This window comes from Streptomyces sp. NPDC102360 (genome assembly GCF_044766085.1).
GTDB lineage: Bacteria > Actinomycetota > Actinomycetes > Streptomycetales > Streptomycetaceae > Streptomyces.
In genome coordinates this window covers 20,547-40,204 of sequence record NZ_JBIWLG010000008.1, presented here as the reverse complement: position 1 = coordinate 40,204, position 19,658 = coordinate 20,547, and the positions used below count along the sequence as shown (strand labels likewise).

Below are 19,658 nucleotides of genomic sequence, written 5' to 3'. Positions count from 1 at the left end.
TCGAGGAGTCTGGGCCTTCCAGTGGGTGGAGACTCAAGCCACCCAGCGTACGAAGGTCAGCGGTCGGCGACGCGCATCTCGAACCAGGTGGTCTTGCCGCGCGGCAGCAGGTCGACGCCCCAGCGGTCGGAGAGCTTGTCGACGAGGAAGAGGCCGCGGCCGGAGATGTCCATCGGCTGCACCGGCATCAGGCAGGGCAGTCCGCGGGACGGGTCGCGCACCTCGACGCGGATCCAGCCGCGGCGGCGCAGCATGCGCAGGCCGAAGTGGCGGGCCCCGGTGTGCCGCACCGCGTTGCCGACCAGCTCGGAGACGAGCAGGACGCCGTCCTCGGTCATCTTCGGGGAGAGGCCCCAGTGGCGCAGGACGACCACCTGTGTGAGCCGCCGCGCGGTCGCGGCCGACTCGGGGCGCGACGGCAGCGACACCTCCGCCTCGGCCGGGTTTCCGAACAACTCCAGTGCCCTCAGGGCGTGTTCGTCCTCGACCGCGGGAGACCAGCGCGCCGCGGTCGCACTTGCGTGCCGCCGCGGTTGTTCCACACCCTCAAGCCCCGCCATGCCTCCATGATGGGGCCACGGGGCGCTCCGTGGGGTCGTTCCGACGGAATAAGCCCCCCGGAACGCTCCGTTCCGGAGGGCCGCTTAGGCATATGCCTTTGGCAGTACAGGGCCGTTTCCACCCCACGTGAGCTGCGACAACTCCCCGTACGTACGCCGCCGTTGATCGTCCCCGGCCGAGTTCGCTTAAGGTTCCCTTAAGGCTCGGATAATGCTCCCCGAACGGGCGAACTGATCAACTCGGCTTGCCCGCAAGCTACTTGGGGACCGCGTCAGGCGAACTTCGCCTTCCCGGGGCCTTCCTCCACGAAGCTGCGCATCCCGGTCTCCCGGTCCTGCGTGGCGAACAGGCCTGCGAACCAATTGCGTTCGATCGCCAGGCCCGTGTCGAGGTCCGTCTCCAGGCCCGTGTCGATCGACTCCTTCGCCGCCCGAAGCGCGATCGCGGGCCCCTTGGCGAGCTGCCCCGCCCAGGCGTTCGCGGCGTCGAAGACCTCGGCCGCGGGGACCACCCGGTCGACGAGCCCGAGGGTGAGCGCCTCCTCGGCCCGTACCTGGCGGCCCGTGAAGATCAGGTCCTTGGCCTTGGACGGGCCGACGAGGCGGGACAGGCGCTGGGTGCCGCCCGCGCCGGGGATCAGGCCGAGCAGGATCTCCGGCTGCCCGAGCTTGGCGTTGTCGGCGGCGATCCGGAAGTCGGCGCAGAGCGCCAGTTCGCAGCCGCCGCCCAGCGCGTAGCCGGTGACGGCGGCGACGACGGGCTTCGGGATGCGGGCGACCGCGGTGAAGGAGTCCTGCAGGCCGCGGGAGCGCGCGACCATCGCCGCGTGGTCCATGTCGCGCATTTCCTTGATGTCCGCGCCGGCCGCGAACACCTTTTCGCTGCCGCGGAGGACCACGGCGCGGATGTCGTCGCGGGCCGTGGCCTCCTCTGCGAGTTCCTTGATGCGGTCCTGGGTGGCTACGTCCAGGGCGTTCATCGGGGGGCGGTCCAGGCGGATGGTCCCCACGCCGGCGGCTACTTCGAGGTGAACGGTCATGCGGCGCAGCGTACCCAGTTGATCGTTGCGGTCCACCGGGGTTGCGGTCACGGGGCTCCGCCCCGGACCCCGCGCCTCAAGCGCCGGCGGGGCTGGAAAGATCGGGGCTCCGCCCCGGACCCCGCTGCTCAATCGCCGCAGGGGCTTGATTCGCCTCAAACGCCGGCGGGGCTTGATGGGCTCGCCCGCCGGCGGAGCTTGAAGAGCTCGCCCGCCGGCAGGGCATGGACACGAGCGTCTACTTCTTCCAGTCCGCCCAGGACATGTTCCAGCCGTTCAGGCCGTTGCCGGCGTCGACCGTCCTGTCGTGGGAGTTTTTGACCACCACCACGTCGCCCGTCATCGACTCGTCGAAGAACCAGGCCGCCGGGACCTTCTTGTCGTAGCCGCCGCGGACGTCGCGGAGGCCGATGCAGCCGTGGCTGGAGTTGACGTTGCCGAAGGTGCCGCCGCCCCAGTAGTTGCCGTGGATGAACGTGCCGGAGTCGGTCAGGCGTTGGGCGTGCGGGACGTCCTTGATGTCGTACTCGCCGCCGTAGCCGACCGTTTCGCCGTTCATGCGGGTCACGCGCAGGCTCTCGCTGATGACCATCTTGCCGTTCCACGTCTCGTAGCCCGGCTTGCCCGTGGTGACCGGGATCTTCTTGAGGGTCTTGCCGTCGCGCTTGACCGTCATCATGTGCGTCTTGGCGTCGACCGTGGAGATCTGGCTGCGGCCGACGGTGAACTTCACGGTCTTGGCCTGCTTGCCGTATACGCCGGGCCGGCCCTCGACGCCGTCGAGGTCCATCTTGACGGTGACCTTGGTGCCCGTGGCCCAGTACTTCTCCGGGCGGAAGTCGATGCGGTCGTTGCCGAACCAGTGGCCCTCGACCGGGACATCGGGCTCGGCCTTGACCGAGATCGCCTTCTCGACGTCCTCCGGGTGCGTGATGCCACGCGAGAAGCGGATCGAGAACGGCATGCCGACGCCGACCTTCGAGCCGTCCTCCGGGGTGAACGTGCCGATGAAGGTGTTCTTCGGGGTGAGCGTGGTGAACGTGGAGTCCTTGGCGGACTCGCGGCCCGCCTTGTCCTTGGCGACCGCGTGCACCTTGTACTCGGTCGACGCGGCGAGATGCCGCGCCGGGGTCCAGCTCCTGCCGCCGCCGGCGATCGCGCCCTGCACCTCGTTGCCCTTGGTGTCGGCGACCTTCACCTCGGTCAGCTTCCCCTTGTCCGCGGTGACCTTGAGGGCCCCGCTGGTCGCGACCCCGTCGGCGCCGTTCTTCGGCGCCACCTCCACCACAGCCTGCGACTCCTTCTGTGCCGCCTTGCCGGAACTCCCCTTGTCGTCGCCGGAACCACCGCCGCCACCGCACGCGGTGACAAGGAAGAGTGCCGCCCCCAGCAGAGCCGCGGATATCGGTCGTCGCCCGTTCAAGATGTTTCTCCCCTCGCACGGCCTTGCCCCAAGGCCCGCACTACCGCGCCTTCGCGCGCACGCATTGCGAAAGATAACCACACGACCTGGGGAAACGGACCCCCAGGGATGTCACCGTTCAGTCCCAACAGTGGGGAGGATGCCCCAGTTTCGGCTAGCGCGTAACCGCTCCCCCGGCCTTCCAGCGCGCCCAGTCCATGTTCCAGCCACCCAGCCCGTTGTCCGCCGCGACCTGCTTGTCCGCGCTGTTCCTGACCTCCACCACGTCACCGATGAGGCTGCGGTCGAAGAACCGGCCCGCGGGGGTCCGTTTGCTGCCGCCCTTCACATCGCGCAGTCCTACGCAGCCGTGACTGACGTTGCTGCGGCCGAAGACGCCGCCCGACCAGTAGTTGCCGTGCAGGAACGTGCCGGAGTCGGTGAGCCGGATGGCGTGCGGCACGTCCGGGATGTCGTACTCGCCGCCGAATCCGACGGTGCGGCTGTCCATACGGGTGACGTCGAGCATCTCGCTGACGACCATCTTCCCGTTGTACGTCGTCGAGCCCGGCGCCCCCGCGGTGATCGGCACCGTCTCCACCGGCTTGCCGCCCCTGTGCACCCGCATGGTGTGCGCGGCCGCGTCCACCACGCTGACCTGGCTGCGGCCCACGGTGAACGTGAACGCCTTGTCCTGGCGGCCGTAGACACCGGGCGCCGCCTGTACGTCGCGCAGCCCCAGGTCGACGGTGACCTCGGTGCCGGGCTTCCAGTACCGCTTCGGCCGGAAGTCGAGGCGGCTCCTGCCGAACCAGTGCGGGGCGATCCGGACGCCGGGCTCGGCGGTGACCCTGATGGCGCGCTGCACGGCGGCCCGGTTCTCGATCTCCCGGTTGAACGCGACCTTGACGATCATTCCGGTGCCGACCTTCGCGCGGTGCTCCGGCGTGACGTAGCCGATGAAGCGCTTGTCGGGAACGTACGTCTTGAACGTGGTGTGCCGCGCCACGCGGCGCCCGTGGCCGTCCATGGCGACCGCGTCGACCCTGTACTGCGCGGCGAGCGCGAGACGGCCCGCGCCGGGGCCCGTGGGGCGCCAGCGCATCGAGTCCCGCTCCAGACGGCCCGGCACGGACCGCTCCTCCGCGTCCTGGACCTTGACGACCCTGACCGACTCCAACCGGCCCTCGGCGACGGTGACGTGAAGACCGCCGTCCGCCCGCACGCCTCTCGCCCCGTCGTCGGGCGTGACCCGGACCAACTCCTTCGCGGACCGCGGCTTGCCGAACGTCGTGTCGCCCCCGCATCCGGCGAGCGCGCCCATCAGTCCCGCCCAGGTCAGTACGGCGCCCAAGGTCGCCCCTGCGTGCCGCGCACGCCTCACAGCTGTTCTCACGCCAGAGCCAACGACGTGCACCCCGCCGGGGAAACGTGAGTGCGAGCGAAGCTCTGGGCAGAACAGGGGAAGGAGGCAGGGGGAGCGCGGCCGGGACGCCGGGCGCCCCGCTGCCCAGGAGCCGTGGAGCCGCGGGAGGCCGTCAGGTGTCGAGCGCACCCGAGCAGGAGGCAGTTCAGAGCGCGCCGCGCGCGGGCAACGGCAGAGCGCTGCCGGCCCCGTTCACCGGTCGCGGTCACGAGCGGGAACGGGAGCGCGTGTCCCCACTGGAGCCGGTGTGGCCGGGCACGCCCGTGCCGCTCGGCGCCCGCTTCCGGGTCGGACCGGACGGGGTCGCGGGCACCAACTTCGCCCTGTGGGCGGGCGGCGCCGAGTCCGTCGAGCTGTGCCTGTTCGACGAGGAGGGCCATGAACGCCGGGCCCCGCTCACCGAGTTGACGCACGAGATCTGGCACGGCTTCGTACCGGGAGTGCTGCCGGGGCAGCGGTACGGGTTCCGGGTGCACGGCCGCTGGGACCCGTGGACCGGCGCCCGCTGGAACCCGGCGAAGCTGCTGCTCGACCCGTACGCGCGGGCGGTGGACGGCGAGTTCAGTCTGCCGCCCGAGGTCTACGGGCACGTACGGGACTGGCCCGAGCAGCACGTGGCCGACACCGTGCGCGACAACCGGGACTCCGCGCCGTACGTACCGAAGGGCGTGGTCGTGCACGACGACGCGTCCGGTGACGAGTGGGTGGACGACCGGCGGCCGAAGACGCCGTGGGCGGACTCGGTGATCTACGAGCTGCACGTACGCGGCTTCACCCGCCAACACCCGGGCATTCCGGAGGAGTTGAGGGGAACGTATGCCGGGCTCGCCCACCCGGCCGCCATCGAGCACCTGGTGAAGCTGGGCGTGACGGCTGTGGAGCTGCTGCCCGTGCACCAGTTCGCGCACGAGGACCATCTGCTGCGCCGGGGGCTCAGGAACTACTGGGGCTACAACTCCATCGGCTACTTCGCCCCGCACGCGGGCTACGCGGCGTCCGGCACGGCCGGGCAGCAGGTCGGCGAGTTCAAGCGGATGGTGCGGGCGCTGCACGACGCGGGGATCGAGGTCATCCTCGACGTGGTCTACAACCACACGGCGGAGGCGGGCGAGCTGGGCCCGATGCTGTCCCTGAAGGGCATCGACAACCGCGGCTACTACCGCCTCCAGGACGACGCGCGCCGCTACGCCGACTACACGGGCTGCGGCAACACGCTGCACGTCGTGCAGCCGCAGGTGCTCAGGCTGATCACGGACTCGCTGCGGTACTGGGTCACGGAGATGGGCGTCGACGGGTTCAGGTTCGATCTGGCCGCGGCGCTCGCCCGCTCCATGCACGACGTCGACATGCTCTCCCCGTTCCTCGCGGTCATCGCGCAGGACCCGGTGCTGCGCCGCGTGAAGCTGATCGCGGAGCCGTGGGACGTGGGCTCGGGCGGCTACCAGGTCGGCTCCTTCCCGCCCCTGTGGACGGAGTGGAACGACCGCTACCGCGACGCCGTGCGCGACTTCTGGCGCGGCGCGCTGCCCGACGTACGGGACCTCGGGTACCGCCTCTCCGGTTCGAGCGACCTGTACGCGTGGGGCGGGCGCCGCCCGTACGCCTCGGTCAACTTCATCACCGCGCACGACGGCTTCACGCTGCGCGACCTCGTGTCGTACGAGAGGAAGCACAACGAGGCCAACGGCGAGGGCAACCGGGACGGCACGCACGACAACCGGTCCTGGAACTGCGGCGTCGAGGGCGAGACCGACGACGAGGGCGTCCGGGCCCTGCGCAGACGGCAGTTGCGGAATCTGCTGACGACGCTGCTGCTGTCGACCGGGGTGCCGATGCTGGTGGCGGGCGACGAGTTCGGGCGCACGCAGCGCGGCAGCAACAACGCGTACTGCCAGGACAACGAGATCAGCTGGGTGGACTGGTCCCTCCTCGACGACCCCGGCTACCGGGAGCTGCTCGCGCTCACCGCACGGCTCGTCGCGCTGCGGCACGCGCACCCGGTGCTACGCCGCCGCGCGTTCTTCTCGGGCCGGGCGGCCTCGGCGGACGGGCTGCGGGACCTCGCGTGGTTCACCTCGCGAGGCACCGAGATGACGGAGGGCGACTGGTACGCGCCCGCCGGCACGGTCGGCATGTATCTGTCGGGGCGCGACATCCCCGGCCGTGACGCGCGCGGCGAGCCGGTGCGGGACGACAGCTTCCTCGCGATCCTGCACGCGGGCGACCGGGCCGAGAGCTTCGTGCTGCCGGGCGAGCCCTGGGCCGGGTCGTACGAGGTGGTGGTGGACACCGGCGAGGAGGAACAGGGCGCGGCGCCGGCGGTGCTGCACGAGGCCGGCGCCACGGTCACGGTCGAGGCCAGGACGGTGCTGTTCCTGAAGGTCAGGCCGTAGGCCTGGGCTCGCCCGGGTACGTGCCGAAGGACCACATGTTGCCCTCGGGGTCGGTGATCGCGAACTCGCGGCTGCCGTACGGCTGGTCCTCGATCTCGCGGAGGATCTTGACGCCCGCGTCGACGAGCCGGGCGTACAGCTCATCGACCCGGGCGGTCACGACGTAGCCGCCGAAACTGCCGGGCTTGACGCACCAGGTGCCGGGCTCGGCGTCCGGCTTGTGGGAGCCGAGCATGATCCCGCCGCCCTCGGGCCAGTCGAGCTGGGCGTGGGCGACGCGGTCGCCGTCCTCGTACACAGCCGTGCGCAGGAAGCCGACGGTGCCGACGAGGAAGTCGATGAGCGCGGGCGCGTCGTTCGCCTGGAGAGTGGGCCAGACGGCGGGCTCGCGGGGTGTCTGCTGGGTGCTCTGTGTGGTGTTCATGGCTCCGAGTCTTCGCCGTTGTGGTGTCCCCCGGCTTGGATATTCCGGCACTCCTCGGCGAGCCACCCGGTCGGGCTCAGACCTGTGTACTGGCGGAAGTCGCGGACCAGGTGCGAGTGGTCGCAGTAGCCGTGCTCGGCGGCGACGCGGGACAGGTCCGGCGGGGCGCCCGCCGCCACGGCGCGGACGACGGCGGCCTTCGCGTGCTGGAAGCGCATCAGGCGGGCGGCCTGCTTGGGGCTCAGGCCCGTCTCGGCGCGGAACAGCGCGGTGAGGCGGCGCTCGCTGAGGGCGACGTGCGCGGCGAGTCCCTTCAGGGTGCCCGCGCCGCGGTGCCGGGCGAGCCACGTCCAGGCCTCGGCGACCTCGGGGCGCACGCCGGCCAGCGGGTCGCCGGCCGTCCGCCGCGCCAGATAGTCGGCGACGAGGTCGAACCGGGCCCGCCAGTCGTCGAGCCCGACCAGCTCCTCCCGTACGAGGGCCGCCGTCCGGCCGAGCACGTCCGTACCCTCGACCGCGACGGGCCCCGCGAGCTCGGCGGCCGGCGCCCCGAGCAGCGCGCGGGCCGCGAGGGGGTGCACCGCGAGCTGGATGCCCGCGTCGGACCCGGACTGCGCGATGAACTCGGGGCTCTGGTGCAGCCCGCCCACGACGATGTCCGTGCGGACCGCGTCGGGGCCCAGGGCCTCCTCGGGGGTGTGGCCGCCGACGACCGGCTCGTCGAGGGTGAAGATCACCGTGAGGTACGGGGAGGGCAGGCCGCGGTGGAGCGCGGGAGGCAGGCCTCGCGTGCGATAGCCGACCGCGGAGACGATCGGGCCGCCGGGCCGTGGCGTCGCGCGCACGAACTCCTGGGAGCCGGTGCTCATACCTCCAGTATGCAAGCCGGACACCTACCCGCGCCCGGCGGTCGCATGCGGGTCACGGACGGTGACCTCGATCATGGGAATCAGGGTCCCGTAGCTCTAGGGTGGCGCGCCGTGACCGAAGCCAGAAACTCCCTGCGCAAGAAGCCCCTCCTCGCCGGCGTCGTGGGCGCCGCCCTCACCGCGGCGCTCGCCACCACCGTGCTGTGGCCCGACACCGAGGCGACGGCCGCCACCGGACGGGACGCGACGGCACGGACCGTCGCCGCCCAGCTGAAGCACTGGCCGCGGGCGCAGGCGCAGCAGCTCGCCCGGGTCGTGGCGGCGCACGAGGGCGAGAAGGGCGCGTACGCGACCTTCGACGCGGACAACACGACGTACCGCAACGACCTGGAGGAGTCGCTGCTGCCCTTCATGGAGATGAAGGGCGTCCTGACGCGGGACACCATGGACCCGTCGCTGAAGGTCATCCCCTTCAAGGACACGGCCACGCACAAGGAGACCCTGACCGAGTACTACAACCGGCTGTGCGAGGTCGACGACCAGGTCTGCTATCCGTGGGCCGCGCAGATCTTCTCCGGGTTCACGCTGAAGCAACTCAAGGTGTACGTGGACGAGTTGCTGGCGTACAAGGGGGAGCTGCCGGGCGGCGCGAAGCCGCCGGAGTTCTCCGACGGCATGCGGGAGCTGTACCACGCGCTGCGCTCGCACGGCATCGAGGTGTACGTGGTGAGCGCCGCGAGCGAGGACCTCGTACGCATGGTGCTCGGCGACCCGAAGTACGGCTACGACGTGAAGCCCGAGAACGTGCTCGGTGTCGCCGCCCTGCTCAAGGACCGCAAGACCGGTGACGTCACCAGCTCCCGCAAGGAGATCGCGGCCGGGAAGTTCGACCAGAAGGCCCTGGAGGACCGGGAGTTGACGCCCACGCTGTGGGCCCCGGCCACCTGGTACGAAGGCAAGCCCGCCGCCATCAGTACGTACATCGACGCCTGGAAGAAGCCGGTCCTCGCGGCCGGGGACACACCCAAGAGCGACGGGCCGATGCTGTTCCGGTCGGTGGACGTGGCGCACGGGGGCGTTCGGGTGTGGGTCAACCGCAAGGACAGCTACATGAAGGAGCTGAACGGGATGAAGGCGGACGGGGTGAAGCGGCAGAAGGAGCTCGGGCAGAAGGTCACCGCCGACAAGCGGTGGGTGACCGTCACCCCGGAGCAGATCGGCTGAGGCCGGGCCATGTACGGGACCTGGTCTCAGCCGAGGATCTTGCGGTCGTACGCCACCGCGACCGCCGCCGCCCGGTCCTTCACGCCCAACTTGCCGTAGATATGGGTGAGATGGGTCTTCACCGTGGCCTCGCTGATGAACAGCTCGCGCGCGATCTCCCGGTTCGACGTGCCGCGCGCGACCAGGACGAGTACCTCGCGCTCGCGGCCGGAGAGCGTTTCGTCGGCGGGCGCCGCGGGCGTCCGCACGGCGGTGACCAGGCGGGACGCGACCGCGGGTGACAGGACGGTGCGGCCGTCGGCGGCGGCCCGTACCGCCGTGAAGAGCTCCTCGCGCGGGGCGTCCTTGAGCAGATAGCCGGTGGCGCCCGCCTCGATCGCGGGCAGCGTGTCGGAGTCCGTGTCGTACGTGGTGAGGACCAGGACCCGGGCGCGTACGCCGCGCCCGGCCAGCTCCCGGATCGCGTCGACGCCGCCGCCGCCCGGCATCCGCAGGTCCATGAGGACGACGTCCGGGTCGAGTGCCTCGGCGCGGGTGACGGCCTCCACCCCGTTCGCCGCCTCGCCGAGCACCGTGAAACCGGTGGTCGACTCGAACATGCCGCGCAGACCGTCCCGTACGACGGGGTGGTCGTCGACGATCAGCAGGCTGATGGCGGGAGGGGCGGAGTCACTGGTCATGGCGGACCAACGGTACGCGAGCGGAGATCGCGGTGCCGCCGCCTTCCTCCGACTCGACGGTGACGCCGCCCGCGAGCCGCTCGGCGCGGGCCCGCATCCCGTCGAGGCCGAAGCCGCCGCCGCCGGAGCGGCCCGGAACGGCGAGGGGGTCGAAGCCGCGGCCGTCGTCGCGCACGTCGAGGGTGACCTCGCCCGCCATGAAGGACAGGGTGACGCCGACGCGGGTGGCGGCCGCGTGCCGGGCCGCGTTGGACAGCGCCTCCTCGGCGATCCGCAGCAGGCTGGCCTCGATCTCGTCGTGCAGCGGCTCGGCGGTGCCGGTGAGGGTGAAGTCGGCGCGGACGCCGGTGCGGGCCGACCAGTCCTCGACGGTCTTCTTCAGGGCCTCGGCGAGCGTCGCGTCGTCCAGGGCGGCGGGCGCCAGGTTGTGCACGGAGCGGCGGGCCTCGCCGAGGCTGTGCCGGGCGAGGTCCGCGGCCCGGTCGAGGTGCTCGCAGGCCAGGCCCCGGTCGTCCGTGTTCGCGACGACCTGGAGCTGCGCGATGATCCCGGTCAGGCCCTGGGCGATGGTGTCGTGGATCTCGGCGGCGAGCCGGCGGCGCTCGTCGGAGATGCCGGCCTCCCGTGCCTGGACGAGGAGTTGGGTGTGAAGCTGCGCGTTCTCGTCCATGGCTTCCTGCAACGCCTTGTTGGTGCGCTCCAGCTCGGCGATGGTGGCGACCTGGGCGCGGGTGCGCTCGTACTCCTTCGTGTCGAGGTGGACCATGGCGCCCACCAGGCCCAGGTTGATCGCGAGCAGCGCGCCGAACAGGGCCCATTGCGGCGCGTTCTCCGGCGGCAGGCCGCCGGCCTGCGATCCGGCGAGGATCACGGCGGATGCGGCGAGGCCCGGTTTGACCAGGCGGGGCAGCAGGAACCGGCCGGCACCGAAGTAGCCCATGGCCGCGTAGAACGCGAAGAGCGGGTTGATCCACGCGAGGCAGAAGGCCAGTGCCCAGCGCAGCCCGTAGTAGACGGTCGTCGCCACCGAGGGGCCCTTGCGGGCGAGGCCGACGCGGATGGCGACGCCCTCCAGGACCGCGGCGCCCGCGACGAGGCCACCCATCACGTACCAACCCGTGTGCCCCACACCGAAGGCGGCGTTCGTCGGCACCGCGAGCAGCGCGCTGATGGCGAGCATCACGTACGGGGAGTACCGGTGGAAGGCGCGCCAGCGCAGCTCGACGTCCAGGGCCCCGGGGTCGAGCCGCTCCGCGTCACGGCCGCACGCGGCGCCCGTCGGGCCCCAGCCGGGCTGCGCCCCCTCACGGGCGCCGGCCCGCCCGCCGCTCTCCGCGCCCCCGCTCACGGCGCGCCCGCCCCAGGGGACCGCACGGCCCGCCCGGTCGGGGCCGCCGGCCCTCCCGTCGCCGCCGGGCCGCGCGCCCGGTCCTCGCTGGTCCCGCTCGTCCATGCCCCCAGTCTGCGCGACCACGCCCGGCTCCCCGGTCATTCCCAGCGGAACCAGCGCGCGGCCGCGCCGGTCAGGCCGACGGCCCAGAGGGCGAGCACCAGCAGGTGCGACCAGGTCGGCCAGTCCCCCGCCGCGGCCTGGTTCAGGGCCTGCGCGGCGGCGCCGAACGGCGTCAGCTCGACGATGTGGGCCAGCGCGTCCGGCATCGCCTGCACCGGCAGCCAGACGCCCGCGCAGAACATCGCGGGGAAGAAGACGATCGAGCCGATCGCGTTGGAGATCTTCGTCGTACGGGCCCTGGAGGCGATCAGCGCGCCGAGGGCGAGGGAGACGACGACGGAGAGGAGGAGCGCGAGCAGATACCCGGCGAGCTGCCGTGGCAGCGCCACGTCGAAGGCGATCCGGCCGACCGCGAGACAGACCGCGACCGAGACGAGGACGGCCACGCCGTGGATGCCCATCTGCGCGCCGAGGACGGCTGTCGGCCGCACCGGCGTGGCCGACATGCGGCGCAGGATGCCGCGCTCGCGGTACCCGGTGATGATCGGCGGCATCGACTGGATGCCGCCCGCGATCATGCCGAGCAGCACGGTGACGGGCACGTACGCGTCGATGAGCCGGATGCCGCCGAGCCCCGCGTCGGCCTCCCGGAAGGACGGGATGGAGCCGAGGATCACGAGCAGCGCGACGGGGAACAGCAGGATCCCGACGAGGCTGCCCGCCTCACGCCGGAAGAGCGTGAACTCGGCCTTGAGGACGGCCCTGTTGACCGAGGCCCGCGCGGCGGGGACCGCGGTGGCGGTGTGGGGTGCGGTGGCGGTGCTCATGACTGTCCGGCTCCCGTCAGGTCGAGGAACGCGTCGTCCAAGGTGGCGTCGGACACGCGGAGTTGGTGGGCGGTGACGCGGTGCCGGGCGAGCAGCGTGAGGACCGCGTCGACGGTCTCGTCGCCGCCGGTGAGGGTCACCCGGCCGTCCTTGTGCCCCGCGGAGGCGAGCCCCGGCAGGGCGGCGAGCTCCCGCTCGTCGAGCGGAGCGGACGGGGTGAACGAGATGACGGTGGCGCCCGCGGCCTGCCGGATCAGCCCGGACGGGGTGTCGAGCGCGGCGACCCGACCCTTGTCGATCACGGCGATCCGGTCGCAGAGCCGCTGGGCCTCCTCCATGAAGTGCGTGACGAGGAGGACGGTGACGCCGCTGTCGCGCACTTCCTCGATGAGCTCCCAGGTGTCGCGGCGCGAGCGCGGGTCGAGCCCGGTGGTCAGCTCGTCGAGGACGACGACGCGGGGGTTGCCGACGAGGGCGAGCGCGATGAACAGGCGCTGCTTCTGGCCGCCGCTGAGCTTCGCGAAGCGGGTGCCGAGCTTGTCGGTGAGCCGCAGCCGGTCGGCGAGCGGCCGCCAGTCGAGGGGCGCGGGATAGAAGGCGGAGTACAGCTCCAGCGCCTCCTTCACGGTCAGCTTCGGCTGGATCTCGCTCTCCTGGAGCTGCGCGCCGAGGATCCCGGTGACCTGCGCGTGATCGCGTACGGGGTCGAGCCCCGCGACCCGTACGTGGCCCTCGTCGGCCGCGCGCAGCCCCTCGACGCATTCGACGGTGGTGGTCTTGCCCGCGCCGTTCGGCCCGAGGATGCCGAAGATCTCGCCCTCGCCGACGGTGAAGGACACCCCGTCGACGACGGCCCGCCCGGCGTACGTCTTGCGCAGCCCGGCGACCTCGATGAGCGGTGCTGTGGTGGTGGTCATGGCATCAAGCGTCGCCGCGCGGGCCGGGTCGGGGCATCGGCCATCGCGCTCGAGCACGCATCAACCGATCGGTTGATGGGCGGTACGACTCCGGGGGCGGTCCGGTACGACTCAGTGGACGCGGCGGGCTCTCGGCAGGCCTGCGACCTGCGGCCGACCGAAACTCGGTGGGCGTTGTCAGTGGCAATCCGTAGGCTCGCCCCTGATGCCGACGACTACACGTGCCACCACAGAGACGACCGGTCAACTCTCCGCCGTGCGGACGCTGTTGCGGCTGTGGCCGTACGTGCGTCCGGTGCGGGCGCGGTGGGCGGGCGCGGCGTTCGTGGCGGTGCTCGCGTCGTGTCTGGCGCTGGTCTTCCCGCTGGTCCTGAAGTGGATCGTGGACGGTCCTGTGACCGAGCGCGATCCGGGCGGGGTGTGGGTGGGCGCCGGGGTACTGCTCGCGCTCGGCATCGTGGAGGCGGTCCTGTTCTGGCTGCGCAGATGGCTGGTGGCGCGGCCGCTCGCCGGAGTGGAGGCGGCGCTGCGGGCCGATCTGTACCGGCATCTGCAGCGGCTCCCGGTCTCCTTCCACGACCGGTGGGCATCGGGCCAGTTGCTGTCGCGCGGCACGACGGACCTGATGGTGCTGCGGATGTTCCTCGCCTTCCCGCTGACGTTCCTGATCGTCAACGGGGTGACGATCCTGGCGGGGCTCACCGTGCTCATCGTCCAGGACTGGGGGCTCGGCCTCGTTCTGCTCGCCCCCGCCGTCCCGCTGATCGCGTTCTGCTACAAGTTCGAGGACGGGTACGCGCAGGCCTCACGCCGCTCCCAGGACCAGGTCGGCGATCTGACGACGGTCGTCGAGGAGTCCGTCCTCGGCATCCGCGTCATCAAGGGCTTCGGCCGGCACCGCAGCCAGGCCCGCGCCTTCCGGGACCTGGCGGGCACGGTGCGCGGCACGGAACTCCTCAAGGCGCGGCTGCTCGCCGGGATCCTCACGGTGATCACGCTGCTGCCGGAAGTGGCACTCGGGGCGGCCCTGGTGCTCGGCACGATCCAGGTCTCCGACGGCACGCTGTCGGCCGGCACGCTCGTCGCCTTCCTGTCCACGGCGCTCGCACTGCGCTGGCCCATCGAATCCATCGGCTTCCTCCTCGCGATGAGCCAGGAGGCGGCAACGGCGACGCGCCGCTACTTCGAGGTAATGGACGCGGATCCGGAGGCCACCTATAAAGCCCCTGCGGCGATTGAGCAGCGGGGTCCGGGGCAGAGCCCCGAGTCCGCAACCACGGCGGCCAGAGGTGACGGCCTACGTTTCGAAGACGTCGCCTTCCGCTACCCGGACGCCGCCGAGGACGCCACCCCCACCCTGACCCACGTCGACCTCCACATCCGCTCCGGCGAAACCATGGCCCTCGTAGGCGCGACCGGCAGCGGCAAAACCACACTCACCGCCCTCGTACCCCGGCTCTACGACACGACAGCGGGCCACATCACGCTCGACGGCCGCGACATCACCGCGATGCCCCGCTCCGAACTGCGCGCACTGGTGTCCGTGGCGTTCGAGGAACCCACCCTGTTCTCCGCCTCGGTCGCCGACAACGTCCTGATGGGCGCCCCCGAGGCCACCGACCGCGAGCAACTGGAGCAGGCGCTCGACGTCGCACAGGCCGGTTTCACGCACCACCTCCCCGACGGCGTCGACACGGAGGTGGGAGAACAGGGCCTGAGCCTGTCCGGCGGCCAGCGCCAGCGCCTCGCCCTGGCCCGCTCCGTCGTGGGCACGCCCCGCTTCCTGATCCTCGACGACCCGCTGTCCGCGCTCGACGTGCACACGGAGGCCGCGGTGGAGGCGGCGCTGCGCCGGGTCCTCGCCGACAGCACGGCACTCGTGGTCGCGCACCGGCCGTCCACGGTGCTGCTCGCCGATCGCGTGGCGCTGCTGTCCGAGGGCCGGATCACGGCGGTGGGCACCCACCACGAACTGCTGCGCACGAACGCCGAGTACAGACACCTGATGTCGGGCGAACACGCCGGGGAGACGGACGCGGAGACGGAGACAGAGCGCGTATGACGACGACCGCGAAGCCGAACGCCAAGGCAGCCGCACAGGGCGACTCGCAGCACCCCGAAGACGCCGATGACGTCCAACTCCCCTCCCCCGGCGACCCGTTCGACCAGGACGACCTGCCCACACCCCCAGGCGCGACGGGCACCCTGCTCCGCTCGCTGCTCGCACCCCACCGCCGCATGGTCGCCCTCACCGTTCTCGCGCTGCTCCTGCAACAGGCCGCCGTGCAGTCGGGGCCGCTGATCGTCGCGTACGCCATCGACAGCGCGGTCCCCGCGTTCCGGGCGCACGACTACGGGCCGCTGGTCGCGGTCGGCGCGGGTTTCCTGCTGTGCGCGGTCGGCTCGGCCGCCTTCGTGTACGCGTACATCCGCCTCTCGGCCCGCGTCAGCCAGAACGTGCTGCTCGACCTGCGCGGCCGCATCTTCCGGCACGCGCAGGCGCTGAGCGTGGACTTCCACGACCGGTACACGTCGGGCCGCGTCATCTCACGCGCCACGACGGACGTCGAGGCGCTGCGCGAACTGCTCAGCGAGGGCCTCCAGGAACTGGTCAACGTCATCGTGGGCTCGATCTACATCACGGCGATGCTGCTCTGGCTCGACGTCGGCATCGGCTCGGTCGCCGCCCTGTCCTTCGCGCCGCTCTACGTCCTGATCACGCTGTACCGGCGACGGGCGGCGCGGGCGTACGCGGAGCGTTCCTCGGCGATCGCCGCGGTCATCGTGAAGTTCGTCGAGACGATGAACGGGATCCGGCCGGTGCGCGCCTTCCGCCGCGAGCGCGCGAACGACGAGCACTTCGCGAAGCTCAACCGCCGGCACGAGCGGTCCAACGGCACGGCGATGCTGGAGATGGCGCGCTACGTGATCGGTTCCCGGCTCCTGGCGAACACGGCGGTGGCGGGCATGGTGCTCTGGGGCGCGTACCGCGTCGCGGACGGCACGCTCGAACTCGGCGTCCTGGCAGCCGCGGTGCTCTACATCCGCCGCCTGTACGACCCGATCGACCGCCTGGCGATGTTCCTCAACGCGTACGAAAGCGCGGCCGCGTCCCTGAAGAAGATCGCGGGCCTACTGGTGCAGACGCCGACGGTGCCGGAACCGGCCATGCCGCGCCCGCTGCCGCCGGGGGAGAGCGAACAGCCGGGCCGCGAGGTCGAGTTCCGGTCGGTCTCCTTCGGCTACCGCACGGGCGGCGAGGTCCTCCCCCGCTTCGACCTGACGCTGCCGGCCGGCCAGACGGTGGCGGTGGTCGGCTCGACGGGGGCAGGAAAGTCGACCCTGGCCAAGCTCTTGGCCCGCTTCTACGACCCCTCGCACGGCCAGGTCCTCCTCGACGGCGTCGACCTGCGCGAACTGTCCAACGCGGAGCTCAGGCGCGGGGTGGTGATGGTGACCCAGGAGGCCTTCCTGTTCTCCGGGACGGTCGCGGAGAACATCGCGATCGGCCACCCCGAAGCGACCCGCGAAGAGATCGAACAGGCCGCGAAGGCCATCGGCGCCCACGACTTCATCGCGGCGCTCCCCGACGGCTACGACACTGACGTACGCAAGCGCGGCGGCCGGATCTCGGCGGGCCAGCGCCAGCTGGTGGCCTTCGCCCGCGCCCTCCTCGCGGACCCGGCGGTACTGATCCTCGACGAGGCGACCAGCTCGCTCGACATCCCCGGGGAGCGGGCGGTGCAGCGCGCCATGCGGACGGTGCTGCGCGGCCGCACAGCGGTCGTCATCGCCCACCGCCTGTCGACGGTGGAAATCGCGGACAGGGTCCTGGTGATGGCATCGGGCCGGGTAACCGAGGACGGCCCCCCGTCCGAACTCATCGCCGCCTCCGGCGAATTCGCCGGCCTCCACCGCGCTTGGCACGACAGCCAGTCACTGGACTGATCAGCGCAACTCGGGCAAACCAAGCCCCTGCGGCGATTGAGCAGCGGGGTCCGGGGCAGAGCCCCGTGTCCGCAACCACGTCACCGCAGACCGAACGGCCCGCACCGGACAACGAACCATTTCCGGCCAACCTGCTGACGGGCCCCTGACAGACCGCGCTCTCTGCTGCCACTCTTCCCCACGGCCACCGCACAGCCGCCGCAAAGTCACCACACAGCGGCACCGCGCCCGGCCACCGCACAGCCCCACGCACCACGTACCACCGCACCGCGTACCACCGCACTTCGTACTGCCCGCACCGCGCTCTGCCCGGACGGCCATCCGCCGCCCGGTCCCGCTGGCCGCCCAACCCACGCGGCCGTGCACAAGGAGTCAGCGTTGAGAAGCAGCACCTCCACCTCCCACAGACCCACGCCCCGCACCCGCCGCGGCCGCCGCACCGCCGCCGCAACCGCCGCCGGAGCCGTCGCCGCCCTGCTGGCGGTCGCCCTCCAGTCGGGCCCGGCCACCGCCTCCGACGCCCGCGCCGCGACCCCCGCCGCGCAGGCCACCGCGAACGCGGCCCGCGGCGCCGACCCGGGTGCCCTGCCCGTGAAGCTCTCCCCCGCCAAGCGCGCCGAACTGCTGCGCGCCGCGAACACCACCAGGGCGAAGGCCGAGACCGCGAAGAAGCTCGACCTCGGCGCCAAGGAGAAGCTGGTCGTCCGGGACGTGCTCCAGGACCGCGACGGCACGACCCACACCCGCTACGAGCGGACCTACGACGGCCTCCCGGTCCTCGGCGGCGACCTGATCGTCGACGCCGCCAAGTCCGGCGCCGAGAAGGGCGTCACCAAGGCGGCCAAGGCCGAACTCAAGAACGTCGACACCACCCCCGACGTGAAACCGGCCACCGCCGAGACGCAGGCCCTGAAGCTCGCGAAGGCCGACGGTTCGAAGAAGACCGAGGCCGACAAGGCACCCCGCAAGGTCGTCTGGCTCGGCCAGGGCGCGGCCAAGGGGCAGCCCACTCTCGCGTACGAGACCGTGGTCGGCGGCCTCCAGGACGACGGCACCCCGAACCAGCTGCACGTCATCACGGACGCCGCCACCGGCAAGAAGCTCCACGAGTGGCAGGCCATCGAGAACGGCACCGGCAACACCCAGTACAGCGGCACCGTCTCCCTCGGCACCGCCCAGTCCGGTTCCTCGTACACCCTCAACGACACCGCGCGCGGCGGCCACAAGACGTACAACCTGAACCGCGGCACGTCGGGCACCGGCACGCTGTACTCCGGCGCGGACGACGTGTGGGGCAACGGCTCCGCCTCCAACACCGAGACGGCCGCCGCCGACGCGCACTACGGCGCCGCGGAGACCTGGGACTACTACAAGAACGTGCAGGGCCGCACCGGTATCCGCGGCGACGGTGTCGGCGCGTACTCCCGGGTCCACTACGGCAACGCGTACGTCAACGCGTTCTGGGACGACAGCTGCTTCTGCATGACGTACGGCGACGGCACGAGCAACACGCACCCGCTGACCTCGCTCGACGTGGCCGCGCACGAGATGACGCACGGCGTCACGTCGAACACCGCGGGGCTCAACTACTCCGGTGAATCGGGCGGGTTGAACGAGGCGACCTCCGACATCTTCGCGTCGGCCGTCGAGTTCTACGCCAACAACACGGCCGACGTGGGCGACTACCTCATCGGCGAGAAGATCAACATCAATGGGAACGGCACCCCGCTGCGCTACCAGGACAAGCCGAGCAAGGACGGCGCGTCGAAGGACTCCTGGTACTCGGGCATCGGCTCCATCGACGTCCACTACTCGTCGGGCCCGGCCAACCACCTCTTCTACCTGCTGAGCGAGGGCAGCGGCACGAAGACCATCAACGGGGTCACGTACAACTCCCCGACCTCCGACGGTCTTCCGGTCACCGGCATCGGCCGCGACAAGGCGGCGCTGATCTGGTTCAAGGCGCTCACCACGAAGTTCACGTCGACCACCAATTACGCGGGGGCCCGCACCGGCGCGCTCGCGGCGGCCGGTGAGCTGTACGGGACGACGTCCACCGAGTACAAGGCGGTCCAGGACGCGTTCGCCGCGATCAACGTGGGCGCCCGCTCCGGTGGCGGCGACCCCGGCACCGGCAAGACGTTCACGAACGACACCGACGTGAACATCCCGGACTCCCCGGGGGCCGCGGTCACCTCGTCCGTGACCGTATCCGGCGTCAGCGGCAACGCGCCGTCGACGCTCAAGGTCGGCGTCGACATCGTGCACACGTGGAGCGGTGACCTCCAGGTCGACCTAGTGGGCCCGAGCGGGAAGACGTACCGGCTGCACTCGTCGGCGTACGACCCGACGCCCAACATCCAGACCACCTACACGGTCAACGCCTCCACGGAGACGGCGAACGGCACCTGGAAGCTGAAGGTCCAGGACCTCGGCCCGCAGGACACGGGCTACATCAACAGCTTCAAGCTGACGTTCCCGTAAACCGCACGGAC

15 protein-coding genes are annotated in these 19,658 nt (G+C 71.4%); 5 read left to right on the top strand and 10 right to left on the bottom strand.

Translation table 11 applies throughout. From position 1 onward, the window contains the following. Nucleotides 1-56: 56 nt before the first annotated feature. From ACIRHA_RS27805 to ACIRHA_RS27790, 4 genes are all read right to left on the bottom strand, one after another. Nucleotides 57-560 carry an ATP-binding protein gene (locus ACIRHA_RS27805; RefSeq protein ID WP_403851255.1) on the bottom strand — a complete coding sequence of 168 codons (504 nt, stop codon included), beginning with the start codon at nucleotides 558-560 and terminating at the stop codon, nucleotides 57-59. A 272-nt stretch (nucleotides 561-832) separates the two neighbouring features. Further along, complete coding sequence (locus ACIRHA_RS27800) at nucleotides 833-1,600, bottom strand: enoyl-CoA hydratase/isomerase family protein (protein WP_403852118.1); 768 nt, start codon at nucleotides 1,598-1,600, stop codon at nucleotides 833-835. A 238-nt stretch (nucleotides 1,601-1,838) separates the two neighbouring features. Further along, nucleotides 1,839-3,023: an Ig-like domain-containing protein gene (locus tag ACIRHA_RS27795; RefSeq protein WP_403851252.1), complete on the bottom strand. Its 1,185-nt coding sequence runs from the start codon at nucleotides 3,021-3,023 to the stop codon at nucleotides 1,839-1,841. 154 nt (nucleotides 3,024-3,177) lie between these two features. Further along, on the bottom strand, nucleotides 3,178-4,398 hold the full coding sequence (locus tag ACIRHA_RS27790) for an Ig-like domain-containing protein (RefSeq protein WP_403851249.1): 1,221 nt from the start codon (nucleotides 4,396-4,398) through the stop codon (nucleotides 3,178-3,180). Between the two features lie 146 nt (nucleotides 4,399-4,544). Here ACIRHA_RS27790 and glgX point away from each other — a divergent pair, with 146 nt between their 5' ends. Next, a complete protein-coding gene (gene glgX, locus ACIRHA_RS27785) occupies nucleotides 4,545-6,821 on the top strand; it encodes a glycogen debranching protein GlgX (protein WP_403851246.1) in 2,277 nt (758 codons plus the stop codon). Here glgX and ACIRHA_RS27780 read toward each other — a convergent pair. Together ACIRHA_RS27780 and ACIRHA_RS27775 are read right to left on the bottom strand one after the other, a co-directional pair. Beyond that, nucleotides 6,811-7,245, bottom strand: coding sequence for a VOC family protein (locus ACIRHA_RS27780; protein ID WP_403851244.1), 435 nt, complete (start codon nucleotides 7,243-7,245; stop codon nucleotides 6,811-6,813). The two genes, glgX and ACIRHA_RS27780, sit on opposite strands and share 11 nt — an antisense overlap. Further along, nucleotides 7,242-8,114, bottom strand: coding sequence for a helix-turn-helix domain-containing protein (locus ACIRHA_RS27775; protein WP_403851242.1), 873 nt, complete (start codon nucleotides 8,112-8,114; stop codon nucleotides 7,242-7,244). Before ACIRHA_RS27775 ends, ACIRHA_RS27780 begins: the two co-directional genes overlap by 4 nt. 111 nt (nucleotides 8,115-8,225) lie before the next feature. Between ACIRHA_RS27775 and ACIRHA_RS27770 the strand changes: the two genes are divergently transcribed. Then, a complete protein-coding gene (locus tag ACIRHA_RS27770) occupies nucleotides 8,226-9,338 on the top strand; it encodes a haloacid dehalogenase-like hydrolase (protein ID WP_403851240.1) in 1,113 nt (370 codons plus the stop codon). Nucleotides 9,339-9,364: 26 nt separating this feature from the next. Here ACIRHA_RS27770 and ACIRHA_RS27765 read toward each other — a convergent pair whose 3' ends face one another. The 4 genes from ACIRHA_RS27765 to ACIRHA_RS27750 form a co-directional block, all read right to left on the bottom strand. Then, the gene (locus ACIRHA_RS27765) at nucleotides 9,365-10,018 is read right to left on the bottom strand and encodes a response regulator (RefSeq protein WP_403851238.1); all 654 of its coding nucleotides are present in this window, start codon (nucleotides 10,016-10,018) and stop codon (nucleotides 9,365-9,367) included. Further along, nucleotides 10,008-11,198, bottom strand: coding sequence for a sensor histidine kinase (locus ACIRHA_RS27760; protein WP_403852115.1), 1,191 nt, complete (start codon nucleotides 11,196-11,198; stop codon nucleotides 10,008-10,010). The genes ACIRHA_RS27765 and ACIRHA_RS27760 overlap by 11 nt, the downstream gene beginning before the upstream one ends. A gap of 308 nt (nucleotides 11,199-11,506) precedes the next feature. After that, on the bottom strand, nucleotides 11,507-12,298 hold the full coding sequence (locus ACIRHA_RS27755) for an ABC transporter permease (protein ID WP_403851236.1): 792 nt from the start codon (nucleotides 12,296-12,298) through the stop codon (nucleotides 11,507-11,509). Beyond that, nucleotides 12,295-13,215 carry an ABC transporter ATP-binding protein gene (locus ACIRHA_RS27750; protein WP_403851234.1) on the bottom strand — a complete coding sequence of 307 codons (921 nt, stop codon included), beginning with the start codon at nucleotides 13,213-13,215 and terminating at the stop codon, nucleotides 12,295-12,297. The genes ACIRHA_RS27755 and ACIRHA_RS27750 overlap by 4 nt, the downstream gene beginning before the upstream one ends. Before the next feature lie 205 nt (nucleotides 13,216-13,420). On the opposite strand from ACIRHA_RS27750, the gene ACIRHA_RS27745 reads away from it, so the two are divergent. From ACIRHA_RS27745 to ACIRHA_RS27735, 3 genes are all read left to right on the top strand, one after another. After that, nucleotides 13,421-15,277, top strand: a complete 1,857-nt coding sequence (locus ACIRHA_RS27745) for an ABC transporter ATP-binding protein (protein WP_403851232.1) — start codon at nucleotides 13,421-13,423, stop codon at nucleotides 15,275-15,277. Further along, nucleotides 15,274-17,163 (top strand): ABC transporter ATP-binding protein, encoded by a 1,890-nt coding sequence (locus ACIRHA_RS27740; RefSeq protein ID WP_403851230.1) that lies wholly within the window; start codon nucleotides 15,274-15,276, stop codon nucleotides 17,161-17,163. The genes ACIRHA_RS27745 and ACIRHA_RS27740 overlap by 4 nt, the downstream gene beginning before the upstream one ends. A gap of 378 nt (nucleotides 17,164-17,541) precedes the next feature. Beyond that, the gene (locus ACIRHA_RS27735; protein ID WP_403851227.1) at nucleotides 17,542-19,647 is read left to right on the top strand and encodes a M4 family metallopeptidase; all 2,106 of its coding nucleotides are present in this window, start codon (nucleotides 17,542-17,544) and stop codon (nucleotides 19,645-19,647) included. The last annotated feature ends 11 nt before the right edge of the window (nucleotides 19,648-19,658 follow it).